Genomic DNA, 16,287 nt, shown 5'->3' with positions numbered 1-16,287 from the left:
CAAACGGCAGGCAAGGTTTGCGTACAATCCATGCCCCTCAATTGCCGAGCAGTTCGCGATCATTGCCGCCTGATCATTGACGCGAAAGCGTCGCGTGGTGACCGAAATCACGATTTGCGACAGATCCTTCCAAGGCGGCCCTTCCCGACAAGCGTCTGGCGCGTCGGCTTCGACGGTTACTGGATCAAATGTCAGCGGCGCCTGGCAAGCCAATCCCGGCGGCCTGCGGCGACTAGCCGGCCTACCGCTTCTTCGACAACCCGCGCGTGACCGAACACAACGTTCTCGCCGGTCATTTCGCCGCGACCGCAGCGCGCGTTGCGCCGAGCGAAGGTCCGATCCTTATCCTGCAGGACGCGACCGAATTTATCTACAGCCGCGCGCAGCCGGGCAAAATCGGCTTCACTAAGACCATCAATGCCGGGCGCTAGAAGGCCGGGCAGCCCAACGTGAAGACCTTGTGCGGTGTGCTGATGCATTCGAGGCTGGCCGTCACCCTCACCGGCACGCCCCTCGGTCTGACGGCGGCGAAGTTCTGGACAAGAACGAAGTTCAAGGGAACGCTCGCGCTCAAGCGCCACATCAATCCCACGCGCGTGCCGATCGAGACGAGGAGAGCTACCGCTGGCTGGAGAACCTGCGCCAGTCCATCGAGCTCGTTGGCACGCCCGAGCGCTGCGTGCATGTGGGGACCGGGAGAGCGACATCTACGAGCTCTATTGCACCGCGCAGGACCTTGGTACAGCTTCCTCGTGCGGGTGCAGACGAACAGGCTGGCTGAGCGGCCTGCCGATGCTGCCCCACACGATCCAGCTCATCGCGTTTTTGCCCAACTTGCTGCGACGCCTTGGTCGGGACGTCATCGCATTACGGTCGATCAGGACGAGACGACCTGGCTGCAGGTGAAGTTCATCGCCATCAACACCTTGCCGCCCGTGGGCAAGCAGAAGCGCTACAGTCCGCAGGTTCTGACATACATCCACGCTCTCGAAGAGAATCCGCCGCCCGGACGCGATCCAATCGACTGGAAGCTGGTGACCAACTTGCCGGTCGACGATCTCTCCGCGGCGGTCGAGAAGCTCGGCTGGTACGCCCTGCGCTGGAAGGCGGAGGTGTTCCATAAGGTCATGAAATCCGGCTGCCGTGCCGAAGAGGCGAGACTGGAGACCGCCGAGAGGCTGGCGAAGTTCCTCGCCCTCATCGCAGTGGTCAGCTGGCGTATATTCTTCGTCACTATGTCGGCGCGCGCCAAGCCAGACGCCGCGCCCGACAGCGCTCTCACCTTCGCTGAGATCACAGCGCTCGACCGGATCGACGCGTCCCGAACGCGACCGCGCCTCCAGCGGCCTACGCTCGCCGCTTACCTCCTGCAAATCGCCATGCTCGGTGGCTATCTCACCCGCAAGCATGATCCGCCTCCCGGCAACATGGTCGTCTGGCGCGGCATGACTCGCTTGCACGACATCACCTTCGGCATCGCCATTGGATCAAAAGATGTGGGTAATTGAAAGCCGGTGAGGCTTCCGATTACCCACATTCGGAAGCCGGTGAGGGCCACCTTGCATTGGCGTGCAAATCGGAGATCAATTAGGTCGCGAGGGGCACCTCGTTAGCGGTGGCGGAGTTCGCACCGGCGGCGAATAGTTTGGGAGAGCGATGATGAGGTATCTGGACGAGGCAACCGTGCGCGGGGTGCTTCGTTGGGACCCGCTTATCGCCGCAATGGAGCTAGCGCTCACCGCTTTTTCTTCCGGCCGGGTCATTCAGCCCGTGCGAAACATGCTCACAATCGAGGAAGGTAAGCGCTACCTCGGGATTATGCCCGCGGTGGCCGAGAACTCGATGGGCCTTAAGCTCGTAAGTTTTTACCCTGGCAACGCTGGCACGCGCGTTCCCACCCACCTCCCGATGATGCTGCGCCCCGATACCGGCGAGCCGCTCGCTGTAATGGACGGCCGGCTGATAACCGAGATGCGAACAGCCGCGGTGTCGGCGGCGGTAACCAAGCATCTGGCCATCGAGAAGAGCCGCATCCTGGCGTTGCTCGGCAGCGGCGTTCAAGCGAGCGCCCACTTGGAGGCGCTCTCGCGCGTCCGCAGTTTTGACGAGGTGCGGGTGTGGAGCCAAACCCCCGAGCATGCCCGACGTTTTGCCGAAGAGCATGGCGCCCGAGTGGCAACGGACGCGGAGTCAGCGGTGCGAGATGCCTGAAGCCGATCGGCCGCCAGACGACCCCGCTTTCGTCTGCCGTAGCGGCGTTACTTGAGTGAAACTCGAGAGAATCGCGCGGTCCAGGATCGCGCGATTCCCTTTCGGCCTGGTGCTACGGGAGCATCCACCATGCTGGCACGCCTACGCCACGTAGGCCTAGCGCTTAGTGCATGATTTCGAACAGCTCTTGCTCCAACCCATCCCAGGCTAGTGTGCGGGACGTGATGTGCCTATACTGGCAAATCGGCCGAGTTAATGGCGGCTGGACGTAATCTGGCGGCGCTCAGTGCTCAATCAAAATGCAGAGCGTCCTTGGTTCGGCCAATTGGACGCTGGGCGCTCCAGTGAGTGCCGGTTGGTGGAGGCGGCTCATCGACGCGAAGCTGCGCGAGTTTTTCCGCCTGAAACCAGCCTCCACGGGCCGGTTGGATACGCTTCGCACAACGGCGCCCGTATTCCTAGCATTGATCGGCTTTTCCGTTGCGGGGAAGTTCCTTGAGGGCCTGCTTGTCGCCCTTGGCGCCTATATCGGGCTGTTCGGCGCCGGCCAACCGGCTCGGCAAAGGCTTACCACATTCGTCTGGGCCACGGGACTGATGCTCGGCGCGATCAGCCTGGGTGCGCTCGTCGCCTCGTCATTCTGGCTGCCGCTGGCCGACCTCCTGCCTTATTTGGCTCTTGGCAATGTTCTGGCTGCCGTGTTCGGCATGGCCGACCTCGCATTCGACCGTTACCGCCCGGAGCGCGAAGCCATCGCCGCAGCAAACGCGGCTGTTGCTGGGCTACGTGCAGAAGTCCAGGCGACGCCCTCGAAGTCCCCTACGCTAGAACTGCGCACGGGGCTCGACCAGCGCCTCGGCAGGACGGCGGCGGCGATCAGCAAGGCGTGGGATACTGCACTAGGCGGACTTTCCGACGCCACGGTCGAAGCCGCCGCCATACTCCAGGCCAGCCTTGTGCAGATCCACCAAGAGTATCAGCAACTCTATCTGCATGCGGTTGGCTTGGAACAGCCTCGGGGCAGCGGGGGCAGCGCCGATGGCGCGTTCCCCTATTCGAGGATCGAATTACCTGCCTCGTTAACCGATGCGCGTTCAGCGTTCGGCGCGCCCTTGCTCGGTTACAGAATGGCCCAGGGTTTAACCTGGCCGTCCGTGACGCTCATTGCCTTCGCCCGCGTTGCGCTGGCCTTGGTTCTGGCGAACCTTGCGGTTCACTTTGCCGGCTCCCGCCATCCGTTCTGGGCCGTTCTCGTCGTTGTGCTCATTCTGTCCTTCCCCGGCGATCAATCACAGTTGCGCCAGCGCAGCCTGCAACGCTTCGTCGGAACGGCTATCGGCATCGCGGTGTTCCTGCCGCTGGCACAATTGCATCTCGCAGAAGCCGCTTCGGTCGCAGTGCTCTGCGCGCTCTTTTGGGGTATTTCCCGGCTCTCGACGCGCAACTACATGGTCGGCAGCGTGCTGATCACGGTTTTCGCGCTGGTGCTGACCGTGCCGCTCAGCCCCGCCGAAAGACCTGGACAGCTTGCGTTCAGCCGGATCACCGACACGCTCTTTGCGGTTGTCGCTGCTGTCATTGCGATCCAGATGATCGGGTCGAGCTTCGCCGATGCACTGTCGCTTCAAAGCGCAAGGCGGATCGCCAAGGCTGCACAGGCGGTTCTCGATCATGTCGAGCGGGGTGACGATTTCCTGCGGCCGGCATTTGTCGAGCAGCGGCGACGGCTGCAATGGAGCCTCTTCCGAGTGGGATCAGCGCTGCGGGTCGCCAACCCCGCCGCCACGGAAAGAAACCGCTCCTTCGACGCTCTGGAACGGGCTTGCGCCTCAAGCGGCCTGTGGGCTCTCGGAGTAGCCTGGACCGCCCCCGGCGTCGTCGATAAACCCGCCCTCGGAGCCATGCGCAGTCGGCTCGCAAGGGTCGCCCCGATCACCTTACATGCACCTCAGGAGGCACGTACGCTCAGCGAAGCCCTCGTCGTCGCAAGTCAATAACCCCGTTGCACGGTCAGGCCGGCTTCATTGCGATGCGCCTTTCTATGGAGCCGACGAGCCAGGTTGCATCTGAAACGAATAGAGGTTTCTGGCGGAAAGCGCTGGACACCCTATGTCTGCGTTGGGTCGAAGCCAGAACGGCAGCTTTTCGAGCACTGGCCCGATTGCAGTTGGATCGGTTCCGGCCCAAACACGCCATCGCTTGGGGACGCTTGCCGGAGACAAGGCTATTGAGCCAGCAAAAAACATCGATGTTTTCATGCCGCGTAACGAGAGTACCACGGCGGTCTCCGGTCAGGTATCGCCAACGAACTGGTGCCGGCGACCGACACCTGCGCCGCATGTGCTGCCAACCAGGAAGTTTCGCGTGGATCTTTATCGTTCGCGTTTAGGTCCGACGCGGCAATTTTTCGATTTCGATCGATCGCGCCAAGCGAACGATCGCTGCTTGCGCGCGCTCGTGTGCCGCATTGTGCTCGCCTTTTGAGAGATGCGATTCGATAGCCCGCAAGTCTGCCCGCGCTTCCTCAAGTTGATGGCGCAACTCGGTCAATTTGTCTCGCATGACGGCACTCTAGCACTGCTCAATGGGCGGGTCAGCAATTTTGTCTAATCACTCCACCCGGGTCAATTTCGTCAATCCGAGACAGGAAATGGCTGCCTACCAGCGCGAAATTACTCGCCTACAATGCTGCGGGCGTAGCGCCATCTATTTCCTCGTCAATAGTGACAGCGCAAAGAACAAGCAGCTGTCGAACTATCCGAAAGTGACATTGGCCTGGAGTGACAGCAGCCACTACAAATACGTCACGATCTCCGGCACGGCTAGAGTGACAAATGACAGGGAAAAGATCGCCGAGCTCTGGGAGAAAACTGACGCGGCGTGGTGGGACAACGCTGAAGATCCCGACATTCGCCCGGCCGGACAATGTGCCGGCCTTGATTTTGGCAGGATTGCCCGGGCTGAGCGCCGGTTCGACGCGGCATTGCAACAACTCGATCGCGCAGCAAAGCTGTCATCCCAGGCGGAAATCCTCATAGAGCGTGCACGCACCCTGGAGCAGGCAGGCGATGCCTCGGCGGCCGGCGCGTCTTGGACACTCGTATTGCAGCGGGATCCGAAATTCGAGGAGGCAATGGCGCGCCTCGGGCGCCTTGCGTGGCAACGCCGCGCGCCCGTTGAGGCGGAAGGCTTCCTCGAACGTGCCGTCGCTTGCGGCGGGCATGCGACTGCGTGGTTCGATCTCGGGCTGTTGCGTCAGGACATGCGCAAATTCGGCAGCGCTGCCGAAGCCTATCGACGCGTGCTGGAGATGAGGCCGGATGCCCCGGAGGCTGCCGTCAATCTGGGCGTCGTGCTGCAGGAAACCGGCGACACCACGGAGCCATGGCAGCCTATTCATTGGCCTATGGTCTGAGCCCATCCACCTTCGGCGTCATCGCGATGGCGCTTACGTCGGCGCCGAGCGGCCGGCTATGGCTCGATGAGGAAGCGCTGCGTCGCTCACTCGCCGGTGGAGCGCCCGCGTCTGGCGCGAAACCGCTTGCGGTAGACACCGGGCGTTGACAGGACATCCGTGGCCGTACCGGTTGCCGTACAGTCCAATTTCGCGGCAACGGCAGCCTTGATCGAAAGGCCAGCACACGCGTCGGCAACGACCTTTGCCTTCTTTTCGTGCGCCATAGCGGCGCTCGACGCGGCAAGCACAATTGCCGCGCGAACGATAGCGGTTTTCAGCTACGTAAGATAACCGTCAATCATAGAATCGGCCACGGCCCGGCGGCTTCGGCTTCCGGGGCTTTAGTTTCCGGCCCGCAAAACGAAGTAGGTAGTCGTGGCCGAACGACCGATTCCACGGGTGACTTGAACCGCTGTATAGCCTTCTGGCAAAACCGAACCGGTTTCCGTTGCGTCGACCTGTTTGCACCGGCCAACCATCTCGCCGTGAGGCCATGGCGCCAATCTGGCCTTGAGTGCCGTCCGGCAATCGTCAATCGATGAGTAGACCGTCGGCTGTGTGTCGACCGGGCTGCACAACGTAGGCCCCTGGTTGCACGATAGGAGGACCATCACAGCTGCGGTTGTCGGATCCACGGATTGCTCCAATATTGATCGACAATGAACGCGCCAAGAGCCGCGAGGTTTAAGCCTTGCGGAAACCAAACACATAGGAGCATATTCCTTCTTGCGGCACTATTCGAATCTGGAGGCCGCGCCATGCCCGAAAAGACGATCGCAGAAGCTATCAGCAGCCGAGAGCGGCTCTACGTGAACTGCGCGCATCCATGTGCCAGCACTCTCAGCAAATCGACCTTGCGGCACTAGGCGCCCGCCTGGGGCTCGACCACGTCGCCATGCATGATGACCTCGTGCGGCTGTTCCGATGCGAGCACTGCAAGCGGGATGGCAGGGACAAGCGGCCGGTGTTTTTCACATGCATTCCTGACTATGGCGGAATCGACGCGCGGAGGAACGTTGGGGCGGTCTGACTCCTCCAGTGCCGATGACGCGGCCGCACGGTGGCGGGCTTTGTTCTCTTAGTCGCTCCACCGAACTTTGCTGCCTAGAAGGTGCCGGGTATCAGATGCAAATTGCAATTGCGCCATGATGGCCGCTTGTTCCACGCTTGGCGCGATCGCGGCGATCAATGCGTCAATTGCCGGGATGCAACTCGAAGGTCCAGCGATCGAGAGGTTGAACCCAGTCGGATAGCGCAAATCGAAGTTTTGGTTGATGTGCGCGAGCTGCTTCGCCAGAGGCTTCATCAACTGGTCCGGAACGACAAGACCCCGGCGCTCGCACTCGGAGAAGATGTATCCGACGTGGTGGCCATACGGCTTTTTTTGGCGCAAAACCCGCTTTGAGACGCCGTCGGCGGCTAGGGACGATTTGAGAATGAGCTCAACGGCGTGCGCGAGAAGGAAATAGGCCGGATAGCTCAGACCGGGTTCGTTAAGCTCGGCGACGATCTGGAACGCCTCATAGTAGGATCTTCCCCGCTTCAGCAGCTCGCCGGCGAAATCCCCCAAAGGTTGAGGCATCTCCCATATTTTCGCCGACACCTGCTGTAAGCCCAAGACCGTCTGCATAGTCCGCATCCTTCGCAATCCCGGCGCTTGATATTTGCAGGAAAGACTTGGTACCGCAATTGGTACCGGACGGGCAGGGACGACACGTTACGAGCCGTGACGATAGAGGCGAAGGGGCTTTCGCAAACTGCGGAGAACCGGCATATTCGTGACTTGGCGGGACGGCCTTGCGCGGATTTTAAGTCCCTTGCGTCCAGCAATTTCGTCACATCCGTAAGTCCGCCCTTTTAACTTCGCCCATGGTGTTGAAGATCGTGGCGCGTGCGCTCCTGTACCAGTCCTCGGGGTTGCGAACGGTGAGGATGAGCTTGGCGTCGGGGAAATACTCGGCGAGTTCGCGCCAGAAATAGGCCGTCGGCCAGTCGACTGCCGACTTGTAACCGGCATAAACGACGTCCCAATCCACCGGCTCGCCGCGCCCGGCGGCGCGGATCAGGTCGCGGTGCTCGGGGTTAGAGTTGACGTCCTCCATGTGATGGCACGGCCCGAACCCCAGCATTTCAAGCGCCAGGTTCAGAGTGTGCGTGCCGGTGCGACCGAACCCAGCCCCGATAACAGATAATGCCATGCGATCCTCCTGTGGCGGAGCGGATCATAGATTGCAGAGGTTGGGAAGGGAGGATGGTCCTGGCGCTCACCCTGAGAGACCAAATCGGCATATCGAGCGATGCGCCGAACTCGCTCTGCCGAAGGCTACATAGCGGGCCGGTCGGTTACGGCGTCATAGTCGCCGCGAAAATGGCACAACGACCCAGGCGCCCATCCTGCTCGCCCGGGCTCGGATCAGCGCCAAGGCGAGAGCTGCGTCTGCAAAGTCTCAGGCCTTCAACTCGCGTTTGAGCTCCTCCAGGAAACGCCAGTCCGTTCCGTTGGCCAGGATTTGTTGCGGGCTCGACTTGATCATGCCGGTCTCTTGCATGCGCAGCGCATAGAAGCGCACGCTGTCCTCGGCGTCGAACACGCGCCACTTATCGTGCTGAGCACCGTTCAGCGTCCCAAGAGCTTCGTCATAGTTGGGTAGAAAGCCTCGATCGACGAGCTGCTGTGCCGCCAACGACGGATCAGAAGCGCACAGGTCAGCGGATTTGAGAATGGCGCGCAACACCCGTTTCGTCGCGACCGGGTATCTACTCACATAGTCCGCATTGCCGGCAACCATGCAGCAAAAGTATTGCGACCACGGGCGGTCGGTCCCGTTGTTGACGATCGTATGGCCGATCTTCCGGGCGTGCAGGATCTGCAGTTCGGGCGGACCAGCCATGTAGGCATCGACCTTGCCGTCGATGAACATTTGCATCGGGGCCTGTTCACCCTCCACCCACTCGATATCGTGCATGGGATCAAGCCCAACATAGTTGGCCATGAGGGCCGTCAGGATGTGAGGATGCGACTCCACCGACCCCCCACCGACGCGCTTGCCCCGCAGATCCCTGATGCTGCGGACGCTGTCGTTGCCGATGAGCTCGAAGCAGCCGGAATGCACGCCGATCAGCACTTTGACCGGCACGCCAGCGTCGATGGACCTAATGTGCATCGACGGCATGTTCATGTCGAAATCGATCAGGCCGGCGGAGAGCCACTTGGAATTGTCGATGTGCGTGTCGCCTTCGACATATTGGATATCGGTGAAACCGTCGGCGCGCAGAAGTTCTCCGGCGAGGTAGATGGACGCCCAGCAGTAAGCGCCTCCGACCCACTGCCCCAGGGTTGTCGTTTCCAGAGCAGGCTCCCCGGCCGCGCTGGATGGGCGGACATTGAGGAGTCCGGCACCACCGATCGCCGACAGGCCGCTCAGGAATGTGCGACGATTCTGAATTAGCTTCATCGGGACGCTCCTTTGGCTATCTGATCGTCCCTATGAATCGAGCAAATGACCCTAGTAACGACCGACAATGCGTGAGCGCGCCGAGTAATCGCGAGTTGGAGCACGCCCTATAAGGCGAAGTCTTGTCGCTCTTCAGTCGCTGGCCAAGAACGCTTTCAGCCAGCAAATAACGACCATACGCCTTCTCAACGTTCGTGGCGAGGGCAATGCTCTTAGCCTGCTGATCGGGCTAGCTGCCGGCATCCTTGGATGGCCCCATTCAGTCGAATGCGCAGGAGGCGATCTCTCATTCGGCACTGTGATCCCTAGCTTGGCCGACCGATCCACCGCATGATTTCATAGGCGGGCATCGGGCGGCGAAAACCCTTCAGTGTCAGGTCACCAACCGGGGCGGATTCGACCAGTGATTCGACAGCGCCGAAGACCCGTTGGCTGATGAGAATCTGTCGAGCCTTCGCCTCTTCGCACAATCGAGCGGCATGGTTCGACACAGTGCCGATGACGGCATAGTCCGAGCGCTGATCAAAACCGATGCGCCCGATGGTTGCGTGGCCCCTTGCAATGCCGATCCCAAAGCCGAGCAAATAGTCCCGCTTCCGCCATCGCTCCGAATGCTCGTCAATCGCGTCGCGCATCGCCGCAGCCATAGACACAGCCCTCTCTGAATGGTCGGCGCACGGTAGTGGATCGTTGAAAACCACGACGATACCGTCGCCGACGAACCGCTCCAAAGTCCCTTCGTAGCGGACGATTTGTTCGCCGAGACAGGCGTGATACTCGCCAAGAACCGTCATCACCTCCTCGGGCTCGGCGGTCTCGGCGAAGGCTGTAAAGCCGCGTAGATCGCAGAAGACGACGGTTACCTCGCGACGGTGACTTTGCAGAAGCGCGTCGCCATCTCCCGCCGCAACAATAAGGTCGGCGACCTGGGCGGGCAGAAACCGCCGGAGCCGGCCCATTCGCTCGATCTCGGTCACCTGCTCCGCCACGGTCTGCTCGAGCGAGCGATTCCAGTCGGAAAGCTGCGTGGCCTGATCCTGAAGCAGTTGGGCCTGGCTTGCGACGGTATCGTGCAGCGCTTTCTGGCGCAGCATTGATCGCACGCGCGCCAGCAGCGCCTGGTGCTCGAAGGGCTTCGTCAGATAATCGTCGCCACCGGCGTCCAGCCCATCGACCACGTCGCGCGTGTCGGCTTTAGCGGTGACCAGAATAACCGGGATCGATCGCAGCGATTCATCGTGTTTGAGCATGCGCACCACACTGATGCCGTCGAGCTTTGGCATCATGATGTCGAGCAGGATCAGATCCGGTTCGAGATCGCGGGCTTTCGCAAGCCCCTCTTCACCATCCGCGGCAGCCACCACTTCGTAGCCATTTGCCTCGAGGCGCATGCGCAGGATCTCGAGGTTTTCCGGAGTATCGTCGACCGCGAGAATTCGAGGCGGATCGTGCAAGGAATGTCTCCCTCAGGAAAGGAACTGGCGAATCTCGGCGAGCAGCTGGCGCGGGCTGAATGGCTTAGCAACGTAGCCATCGCACCCTGCAGCAAGGGCTTTTGCCTCGTCGCCCGACAGCGCGTAGGAGGTGACCGCGATGATCGGTATGTGCCGGAGCGCTGGGTCGGCCTTGATGCGGCGGGCCGCTTCATACCCGTCGATCACCGGCAGCTGAATGTCCATGAGGATCAGATCTGGCCTGTGCGCGCCGGCTGCTGCGACGCCGGCGGCGCCGTCCGCCGCCTCGATCAGTTCGTATTCAGTGGTGGCAATGAGATCGCGGATGATCTGGCGGTTGTCCTCGGTGTCTTCCACCATCAGGATTCGTTTGCTCATGCGGCCCTCACGTCCCCTTGCACCCGGATCGGTATCCTCAGGCGGAATGTCGACCCTGACCCGATGACCGACTCGACGTCTATGGTTCCGCCATGCATTTCTGCGATGCGCTTCGAGATCGCGAGGCCCAGTCCAGTGCCGCCCTTTTGCTTGGTGCTGCTGCTGTCGACCTGCTGGAATTCTTCGAAGATGAGAGCGTGGTTCGCGGACGCGATGCCGGGACCCGTATCCCGGACGGTGATCTCGAAGTGTCCGTCGGTTGCACCGGCAAGAATGTCGATGGCACCCGTTTCGGTGAATTTGACGGCGTTGCCTGCGAGATTGAGCAGAACCTGGGTTAAGCGGCGCTCGTCTCCGCGGCCGATCGGGAGGTTCTCGGGAATGGTCGTAGCGAGAGTGAGACCTTTCGCTCGCGCTAGCGGCTCTATAGCCGCGACGGTCGATCGCACCACCTGTCCAACCGAATAGTCCTCAAGCGACAGACTGAGCTGGCCGGCTTCGATCTTTGAAAGGTCAAGCACGTCATTGATGAGCCCGAGGAGGTGACGGCCGTTTGCCTGCACCCGCGCGACGGTCGTCTTTGCCCTGTCCGGGAGTTCACCATAGATGCCGTCGACCAGCAGTTCTGTGAAGCCCAAGACCGAATTGAGCGGTGTCCTGAGCTCGTGGCTCATATTCGCGAGGAACTGGGATTTGTGGCGGCTGGCTGCCTCCAGCTCCCGGCCTTTCTCCTCGATCTCGCGGAACAGTTTGGCATTTTGGATCGCGAGCACCGATTGGGCAGCAAAGGTCTCCAGCAGGTGCACGACCTGCTCGTCGAACTCTCCCGGCTCCCGGCGCCTGACGACCAGTGCGCCGACGATTTTTTTCGGCCTCAGCAGCGGAATGATGAGGATGCTCCTGTAGCCCGCGTCGAGCATGATCTTCTGAACGTGCGAGCGCGTTCCTGCGGCGAGATCGGAGATCTGGACAGGCGCACAGTGCTCTGCAGCAGCGCCAATTCCCATCTCATTCAACCCGATGGCCTGATCAGACATCACCGCAATGAGTTCGTCGCTCATCCCGAAGGTCGCGCGCAAGCGGAATTGTTGTCTCGTGCCGCTGAACACATAGATGGTGCCCGCATCCGTGTCCGACAGTTGAACCGCCTTCGCCACGATCGTCTTCAGAACCGTGTGGAGATCGAGCGTCGAATTAACGGCCTTGCTGACTTCACCAAGCGCCTCCAACTCGCCGACCAGTCGTGCAAGCTCGGCTGTTCGCGCTTGAACTTCCTGATACAGTCGCCCGAGCCGCTCAGATGTCTGATTGACGTTGCTGGCAAGCGCGCCTAGCTCATCCCGGTTTGCGACGACAACCTGTTGGGCGAAGTCGCCGGCTGCTATCTGGCTGAGACGTGCTTCGATTTTCTTGACCGGCTCGACCAACGACGAGGAGATGATGTAGCCGAGCGCCAGGGCCAGTAGGATGCTGCCCACCGCAAAGGAGACGACGATCAGTCTGGAGGTTCCGTACGCCCCTTCGGTCGTCTCTATTGCCGCTACCATGTCGGCTTCCGCGATGTTGACCAGCTGGTTCGTTAGCCGCTCAAGGCGGTCGGCCGACGGTATGATTCCATCAAGCTGAACCTTGCGCGCCTCCTCAGTGCGGCCGGCGCGGACGAGCTCTGTCACGTGCGTCACCCCGGCCGTCAGCCGTTCGTACTCTTGCCTGACCTGGCCAAGCACTTCCACCTCAGCCTGGGCGACGAACTCCATGCGGTCGAGATCGTAGCCGAACTGATTGAGCTGGCGCAGCTCAGTATCCAGCATCCGGTCGTCCTGAAGCAACAGAGCGGTGGAGATGCCGTAGAGCTGGGTGGTCGTATCGTGCTGTACCTGGCGGTAGGCCGCGATCCTGCGCTGCAGCTTGATCAGCTCGTTGGTCTGATCATTGACCCCACTCAGTACCTGCAACCCGACGGCCCCGAGCACGATCAGCAGACCGACGATCGACAGAAACGCTATCAAGAGCTTGGTCTGGACGCGCGCCGGCAGCCGAGCAACCCAGCCGACTAGCCGGTTCGTTATGTTACTTGGATTCGTCCAAGAGGCTGAGAAGGTCACCCCGGAACTCCTCGAGGTCGAAACGAACGCCGAGATACTGTACGCGCAACATGCCGCTCGGGTCTACGAGCGATGCCACTGTGGTATGGTCGATATCGCCCTCAGCAGTCTCTCGCGCGAATACGCCGTATTTCAGCGCAACCTCGCGGAGAGCCGACGGATCGCCCGTGAGGAACGACCAACCCTTCGGATCGGCACCGAAAGCCTCGGCATATTCCTTGAGCACTTCGGGCGTGTCGCGCTCCGGATCGAGGGTGATTGAGACGAAGTCGATCTTCGACCCGAAGTTCGAGCCGAGCTCGTCCCGCACCTGCGCCATGTTGGCGGTCAGCATCGGGCAAACGCTGGTACAGTACGTGTACATGAACGCGACCGCGACCACCTTCCCGCGAAAATCGCGTAGCGACACGCGCGTCCCGTCCTGCGATGTCAGCGTGAAGTCCGGAGCGGGCCCGATAACTGGCAGGCGCCCCACGGGCGGCGCGTCATGCGCGTTCGCCGGCCCGGCCATCAGCGCCATCAGCAAGATACGGGCCGGCAACCCGCTCACGTCTTGAGTTCACGCTTCAGCTCATTAAGGAAGCGCCAGTCAGTGCCGTCGGCGATGACCTTCTGCGGACTTGACTTGATCATGCCCGTCTCCTGCATGCGCAGCGCATAGAAGCGCATCGAGTCTTCAGGATCGAAATCCCTCCACCGGTCGTACCGGATATCCTTCAGCGTTTGAAGCGCGTAGTCATACGACGGGACGAAATCGCGATCGACCATCTGCTGCGCCGCCATTTCCGGAGCCGACACGCAGAGGTCGGCGGCCTTGAGGATGGATCGCAAGACCCGCTTGGTCGCCACCGGGTACCTGGTCACGTAGTCTGTCGTCGCGGAGATCATGCAGCAGAAATACTGTGACCAAGGGCGGTCGACGGTGTTGTTGAGGATCGTGTGGCCGATCTTCTTGGCGCGCAACTCCTGCGGCTGGGGCGGCGTCCCGAGGAATGCGTCGATCTTCCCTTGTATGAAGAGTTCCGTGGGCTTGACGTCCTCAGTCAAGACCCACTGGATATCGTTGACGGGATCGAGCCCGACATAGGCGGACATGAGGGACAGCCATACGTGTCGCGAGTTGTTGAGACCATCAACGCCCACCCTCTTGCCCCGCAGATCCGTGACGCTGCGGATGCTCTCGTTGGCGATCAGCTCGAGGCATCCGGAGTGCAACCCGGTTAGCACCTTGATCGGCACGCCGGCATCGATCGACGCGATTTGCTTCGGCGAAAAGTTGACCGAGAAATCCGTCTCACCGCGCGCGATCCACTCCGATTGGTCGACGCTCTTATCGCCTCGTACGTAGCGAACGTCTGTGAAGCCATCCGCACGCATCAGTTCCCCGGCGATGTACGCACCTGCCCAGCAGTAGGAACCACCAACCCAATGCGGCAGACGAACCGTGGTCGTTTCCAACGGCGGTTCCGCGTGGAGTGGCTGCGGAAGACCGACGATACCGGCAGCGCCTGCCATTGCAGCGCCGGCCAGGAATCGGCGGCGGGTTTGGATGATCTGCATCAGAACGCTCCTCGTCCGATTGGCAAAAAGGCAATACTGGCCGGAACCGGGCAAAAGACGTTTCGGCAGAGGCAGATGGTCAGGTGAGCGCGACGAGTAGCTGTGGAACCTAGCGCGCCTAGTCCGATGCGGGAGTCTTGCGCTCTCAGTCGCCGGCTCATTTATTAGAAACCGACGATATACCACGATACGCCTAATTCGCGTAGGTAGCGAGCGCAAAACTTACTGCGCCAAACGTCCATCCAGAATCTCCCTGTCAGGGAGACTGTTGCGCGGTTGTGAATGCCCACTTCGAGTTTACTGCGGCCGGACCCAGCCGCTGAACGTCCGCTATCGTTCTTCGGACGCCAAAAGCCGCCATTCCGCTCTTGGCCCAAATGCTGCCTCCCAGCTATGCGCCGCGGGGCAGTCGTTCGGGCCAACTGGCATTGTTTCCGAAATGCGGACGCTCAGACAGCAGCCAAGTATGTGCCGACACTCTCTTGGCCATTTCGTCGCCGATTGACGTATCATTTTCGATCAGGCGATAGGAATTTAGGCTAGTTCCTTGTCGCAAATGTGTGAACCGACACGGCGTTCTGGTTCGCCGGCCCCACATGTCGTTCTCGGTAGAATTCAAACGAATATCCGCTCTTCTTGAGAATCGAATACACTAGACCAGCTGCCGGTAGCGAGAGCCAGTTCCCACCTTGGCCGCCATAAGTTTAAAGATAGAAGGCGCCCCCAGATCTCGGAAGCGTGGCTGCTTTCTCAACAATGTATCGAGAATAGTGGTCGACTATCACTACGCCACCAGCTTGGTTGGGCTGCACGGGCCAGTCGTCCCTTTCCAAGTCGAATGCCCTGAAGCATGCTTTGCCCGAACGCTCCCTGGGAAAATGGGCTTGATCCAGCATCTGCTCTGCAAACTGAATTTTGGAGTGGTTGGTATCGATGTGACGTCCGGAATTATCTGTCGTCGTGAGGGCAAGAGCCCAGAATTATCTGTCGCCAGCCGGACTTCTAAGTGGATGATATCCCGCCGCTTTAGCCCGAAGAGGTTACCAATGCCCTTCGGACAACAGGTTACCAACGTGCTCCAACGACAATCAATTCCCGACTGGCCTTAAGCATATGTTTTGATTGAGCTTATCGCAGCTAAGATTGGGAACCTAAGGCCACCCAACACGCGCATTGGTAACCCCCAGCGACAGGTTTGGTAACCCTCATCGAGCGAGCGGCGCTCGCACCTCTCGGCGGAGCGCTATTGCAGCGCTTAATCTTCTTGCCGGGGGCCGACATTGATATTGCCTCCGCGTGGTGGTCTCGGACGATCTTCAAATAGCCTAGACGTTCGCGATGTAGCATATCCCACCTCAGGAATTGCCCCGCGTCGACGCCAGGTTGCTAGCTATGAGCGAGTGGCTGCCTACAGTTGAGTTTGCTGCGCTGGTCGGCATTGGGCGACAGGTGGCTCACCGCGCTCTTCGTCGGCGTCGCTGGCGAAAGAATCCGCTCGAAGTGCGGAAGGTCAATGGTCGGCGCGGCGGGAACGCCGGACAGCAATATGAGGTGAATTCCACGTCCCTGCCGCTCGAATACCAGCACCGTTTAAAGGTCTCTCAAACCCTCGTTGAAAACCACTCGAAATCAATCACCGGCAGGACGGCAGAGCACACATGGTGGCT

Annotated in this window: 14 protein-coding genes and 1 pseudogene; 7 read left to right on the top strand and 8 right to left on the bottom strand. The window is 60.6% G+C overall.

The features are described from left to right. Nucleotides 1-140 precede the first annotated feature (140 nt). The 6 genes and pseudogenes from CKW40_RS45535 to CKW40_RS40675 all read left to right on the top strand — a co-directional run. A pseudogene (locus CKW40_RS45535) lies at nt 141-236 on the top strand (transposase DNA-binding-containing protein); the annotation flags it as partial. Nucleotides 237-266: 30 nt separating this feature from the next. Next, nucleotides 267-431, top strand: coding sequence for a hypothetical protein (locus tag CKW40_RS45120; RefSeq protein WP_244571516.1), 165 nt, complete (start codon nt 267-269; stop codon nt 429-431). 18 nt (nt 432-449) lie between these two features. Next, the gene (locus tag CKW40_RS40695) at nt 450-1,508 is read left to right on the top strand and encodes an IS4 family transposase (protein ID WP_244571515.1); all 1,059 of its coding nucleotides are present in this window, start codon (nt 450-452) and stop codon (nt 1,506-1,508) included. 151 nt (nt 1,509-1,659) lie between these two features. Further along, entirely contained in the window at nt 1,660-2,211 is a 552-nt protein-coding gene (locus tag CKW40_RS40690; protein ID WP_179298299.1) for an ornithine cyclodeaminase family protein, read from the top strand. A gap of 299 nt (nt 2,212-2,510) precedes the next feature. After that, entirely contained in the window at nt 2,511-4,208 is a 1,698-nt protein-coding gene (locus CKW40_RS40685; protein ID WP_095205197.1) for an FUSC family protein, read from the top strand. 653 nt (nt 4,209-4,861) lie between these two features. Continuing rightward, nucleotides 4,862-5,626 carry a tetratricopeptide repeat protein gene (locus CKW40_RS40675; protein WP_244571514.1) on the top strand — a complete coding sequence of 255 codons (765 nt, stop codon included), beginning with the start codon at nt 4,862-4,864 and terminating at the stop codon, nt 5,624-5,626. Between the two features lie 1,120 nt (nt 5,627-6,746). Here the strand turns inward: CKW40_RS40675 and CKW40_RS40660 are convergent. The 8 genes from CKW40_RS40660 to CKW40_RS40625 all read right to left on the bottom strand — a co-directional run bounded on the left by CKW40_RS40660 (nt 6,747) and on the right by CKW40_RS40625 (nt 14,620). Then, complete coding sequence (locus CKW40_RS40660; RefSeq protein ID WP_095205195.1) at nt 6,747-7,298, bottom strand: hypothetical protein; 552 nt, start codon at nt 7,296-7,298, stop codon at nt 6,747-6,749. Nucleotides 7,299-7,503: 205 nt separating this feature from the next. After that, nucleotides 7,504-7,866, bottom strand: a complete 363-nt coding sequence (locus tag CKW40_RS40655; RefSeq protein ID WP_244571513.1) for a sulfotransferase family protein — start codon at nt 7,864-7,866, stop codon at nt 7,504-7,506. Between the two features lie 249 nt (nt 7,867-8,115). Further along, entirely contained in the window at nt 8,116-9,123 is a 1,008-nt protein-coding gene (locus CKW40_RS40650) for an ABC transporter substrate-binding protein (protein WP_095205194.1), read from the bottom strand. Between the two features lie 305 nt (nt 9,124-9,428). Next, nucleotides 9,429-10,577, bottom strand: a complete 1,149-nt coding sequence (locus CKW40_RS40645) for an adenylate/guanylate cyclase domain-containing protein (RefSeq protein ID WP_095205193.1) — start codon at nt 10,575-10,577, stop codon at nt 9,429-9,431. Nucleotides 10,578-10,589: 12 nt separating this feature from the next. Continuing rightward, the gene (locus CKW40_RS40640) at nt 10,590-10,955 is read right to left on the bottom strand and encodes a response regulator (protein ID WP_095205192.1); all 366 of its coding nucleotides are present in this window, start codon (nt 10,953-10,955) and stop codon (nt 10,590-10,592) included. After that, nucleotides 10,952-13,060, bottom strand: coding sequence for a sensor histidine kinase (locus tag CKW40_RS40635; protein ID WP_143748508.1), 2,109 nt, complete (start codon nt 13,058-13,060; stop codon nt 10,952-10,954). Before CKW40_RS40635 ends, CKW40_RS40640 begins: the two co-directional genes overlap by 4 nt. Then, the gene (locus CKW40_RS40630; protein ID WP_244571517.1) at nt 13,026-13,580 is read right to left on the bottom strand and encodes an SCO family protein; all 555 of its coding nucleotides are present in this window, start codon (nt 13,578-13,580) and stop codon (nt 13,026-13,028) included. Before CKW40_RS40630 ends, CKW40_RS40635 begins: the two co-directional genes overlap by 35 nt. A gap of 26 nt (nt 13,581-13,606) precedes the next feature. Continuing rightward, nucleotides 13,607-14,620, bottom strand: a complete 1,014-nt coding sequence (locus tag CKW40_RS40625) for an ABC transporter substrate-binding protein (RefSeq protein ID WP_095205189.1) — start codon at nt 14,618-14,620, stop codon at nt 13,607-13,609. Between the two features lie 1,392 nt (nt 14,621-16,012). On the opposite strand from CKW40_RS40625, the gene CKW40_RS44445 reads away from it, so the two are divergent. Then, the coding region (locus CKW40_RS44445; protein ID WP_210200207.1) for a hypothetical protein at nt 16,013-16,287 on the top strand (275 nt) is incomplete at its 3' end.

It is taken from the genome of Mesorhizobium carmichaelinearum, assembly GCF_900199455.1.
Lineage (GTDB): Bacteria > Pseudomonadota > Alphaproteobacteria > Rhizobiales > Rhizobiaceae > Mesorhizobium > Mesorhizobium carmichaelinearum.
This window is presented reverse-complemented; position numbering and strand designations above follow the sequence as displayed.

Bases quoted from the DNA above. Each gene is read 5' to 3' on its own strand.
- CKW40_RS40690 (WP_179298299.1), top strand. From the start codon at position 1,660: ATGAGGTATCTGGACGAGGCAACCGTGCGCGGGGTGCTTCGTTGGGAC.
- CKW40_RS40640 (WP_095205192.1), bottom strand. From the start codon at position 10,955: ATGAGCAAACGAATCCTGATGGTGGAAGACACCGAGGACAACCGCCAG.
- CKW40_RS40630 (WP_244571517.1), bottom strand. From the start codon at position 13,580: ATGGCGCTGATGGCCGGGCCGGCGAACGCGCATGACGCGCCGCCCGTG.
- CKW40_RS40650 (WP_095205194.1), bottom strand. From the start codon at position 9,123: ATGAAGCTAATTCAGAATCGTCGCACATTCCTGAGCGGCCTGTCGGCG.
- CKW40_RS40675 (WP_244571514.1), top strand. From the start codon at position 4,862: ATGGCTGCCTACCAGCGCGAAATTACTCGCCTACAATGCTGCGGGCGT.
- CKW40_RS40625 (WP_095205189.1), bottom strand. From the start codon at position 14,620: ATGCAGATCATCCAAACCCGCCGCCGATTCCTGGCCGGCGCTGCAATG.
- CKW40_RS40685 (WP_095205197.1), top strand. From the start codon at position 2,511: ATGCAGAGCGTCCTTGGTTCGGCCAATTGGACGCTGGGCGCTCCAGTG.
- CKW40_RS40655 (WP_244571513.1), bottom strand. From the start codon at position 7,866: ATGGCATTATCTGTTATCGGGGCTGGGTTCGGTCGCACCGGCACGCAC.
- CKW40_RS40660 (WP_095205195.1), bottom strand. From the start codon at position 7,298: ATGCAGACGGTCTTGGGCTTACAGCAGGTGTCGGCGAAAATATGGGAG.